Below are 2391 nucleotides of genomic sequence, written 5' to 3'. Positions count from 1 at the left end.
GCGTCGCGCAGCCCGCGTCGCGCGGCGAGGCGCGGCAGGAGAGCCGCCTCGCTCACGCGACGTCATCGAGCCAGGCGCGGTGCGGCAGCGCCGGCACGCGCCCCGCCTCATGCAGCGCGGCGGCGAGGTCGCGTGCCGCGTGTGCCGTGCGCGGGCCGAAGCCGAGGAGATAGAGGCTGTCCAGCGCGACGATGCGCCGCCGCCGCACCGCCGGCAGGACGGCAAGCGCCGGGATCGCCGCAATCCCTTCGACGCCGCCGAGCGCGGCCACGGTATGGCTCGTCGTCACCACCGCCTCCGGCGATGCGGCGAGCAGGCTCTCGGCGGAGACGGGGCGATAGCCGCGGTAGTCGGCGACCACGTTCTCGGCGCCGGCAAGCCCGAGCATCGCATCCGCCGCCGTCTCGCGCCCCGCCGCCTGCGGTGCCCCGCCGCCGATCGCGAGCACGAACACCACGCGCGGCCGTTGCGGCGGATCGGCCGCGAAGCGCGCGAGCGCGGCGAAGTCCGCCGTCAGGGCGGCGGCCAGGCGTTCTCCCTCGGCGCTGCGGTCGAGGGCGGCCGCGACCATGCGGATCGCGGCGACCAGCGACACGGGGTCGTGGATGCGCCCGACGCGCACCATCCGCACCCCTGCCCGTTCGAGCTGGTCCAGCACCTCGGGCGGGCCGGCCTCGTGCGCCGCGACCAGCAGATCGGGCCGCAGCGAGAGCACGCCCTCGGCACTGAGGCTGCGCAGGTAGCCGATCTGCGGCAGGCGGCGCAGCGCGGTCGGGAACAGCACCGTGCTGTCCACGCCCGCGATCTGCGCGCGCGCGCCGAGGGCGCAGAGGATCTCGGCGATCCCACCGCCCGCCACCACGAGCCGCGGCTCGCCCGCGCGCGCGGGCATGGCAGCCGCCAGCGGTGCGAGCGCGAGCGCGCGCCGCGTCAGCACGGCGCGCCCTCGGCCACGCGCGCGGCGAGGGCGCGCCACGCCTCGGATTCGGGCATGCCGGGCTTGCGCGAGCCGAACAGCATCAGCACCAGCCGGTCGGCGGCATCGAAGGCCTCGATCGAGGTCACCACGCCGTCCGCGGTCGGCTTGCGCACCAGCCAGGCATGGGCAAGCCGGTCCGTGCGCAGATGCAGGTTGAAGCGGCTGTCGAGCACGTTGAACCAGGGGCCGCGCGGCTCGACACGCTCCACCGGGCCGGAATGGATCTGGATGCAGCCCGGGTTCGGCACGAACACCATGATCGACAGGGTCTCCGCGGCCGCGCCGCGCAACACCGCGACCGGCGCGAGGGTGTCGATCCGCCGTGCGAGATCCTCGCCCGCGAGCCGGAAGGCCTGCGCACGCCCGGCCTTGTGGCGCCGCAGCAGCCGGACGAAGTCGTGCGTGTCCTGGAGCGCAAGCCAGTCGCTGCGCAGCCGCGCCTGGTCGATCGCGGCATCGGCGCGCTCCGGCCTCGGCGGTTCGGGGTCGGTGAAGTCGGGCATCGTCCGGTCCGCGACCGCGAGGCGCTCGGCGATCGAGGCGAGCGCGCCCGGCGGCGTCGCCGGGGTGGCGAAGATCTTGTGCACCGCCACGCCCGCGCGATCGAAGACCTGGATCGAGCCGCGCGGGCTGCCCGGGTTCCCCTCGGGCACGAACCAGGCATGGGCCCAGTGGTCGAGGAACAGCCGGAGATCGATCTCCTGCCCCAGCACCAGCCCGACCCGACCGTGCGTCTCCGGCCGCGGATAGGTGCCGTGCTTCTCGTGCACGCAGTGCGCGTTGCGCGTCAGTGCCATCACCTCGCCCGCCCCGGCCACCGCCTCGAGCAGGGCGCGCCAGTCGGGCCGCAGCCGGCGCGCGCCGGCGAGCCCGGCGACGATCGCCGCCTCCGGCACGCCGAGCGCGTCGGCCGCATCGCGCACGCGCAAGGAGGGTCGTTCGGCGATCAGTCCCGCGAAGCGCTCCGCCACCGCGGTCACGGGAATGGTCTCGGTCATGGGTCGTCGCCTTTCCTCACTGGACTCAGTCGAGCCGGAACCGTACCGGCACCTCCACCCAGGCTGGCGTTGCCCGCCCGCCCACCGTGGCGGGGCGGAACTGCCAGCGCTGCACGGCCGCAAGGGCGGCGCGGTCGAGCAGCGCCGCCCCCGAACTCCGCTGCAGGCGCACCTCGATCGTCTCGCCCGCGGGGCCGATCAGCACGCGCACCAGCACCGTCCCCTCGATGCCGCGCGCGATCGCTTGGGGCGGATAGACGGGCGGTGCGGGCGGGTGCCGGAAGCCCGGATGGCTGACCAGGATCGGACCGGCATCCGCCGAAGGCGCGGGCGGCCCTTCGACCTCGGGCCGACCGACCGCAGGACTGCCGCCGGGGGGCGCCTGGGCGGCAGCGGCAGGACGCGGCTGGCCGC

3 protein-coding genes are annotated in these 2391 nt (G+C 75.8%); all 3 read right to left on the bottom strand.

Annotated features, from left to right (window positions below):
- Positions 1–52 precede the first annotated feature (52 nt).
- Entirely contained in the window at positions 53–937 is an 885-nt protein-coding gene (locus FK498_RS18415) for a hemin ABC transporter substrate-binding protein (protein ID WP_141857128.1), read from the bottom strand.
- Entirely contained in the window at positions 931–1977 is a 1047-nt protein-coding gene (locus FK498_RS18410; protein ID WP_141857126.1) for a hemin-degrading factor, read from the bottom strand. The genes FK498_RS18415 and FK498_RS18410 overlap by 7 nt, the downstream gene beginning before the upstream one ends.
- A 25-nt stretch (positions 1978–2002) precedes the next feature.
- On the bottom strand, positions 2003–2391 hold a 389-nt coding region (locus tag FK498_RS18405), incomplete at its 5' end, for an energy transducer TonB (protein ID WP_141857124.1).

Origin of the sequence: Elioraea sp. Yellowstone, assembly GCF_006704265.1 — a bacterium.
Classification (GTDB): domain Bacteria; phylum Pseudomonadota; class Alphaproteobacteria; order Acetobacterales; family Acetobacteraceae; genus Elioraea.
This window is presented reverse-complemented; position numbering and strand designations above follow the sequence as displayed.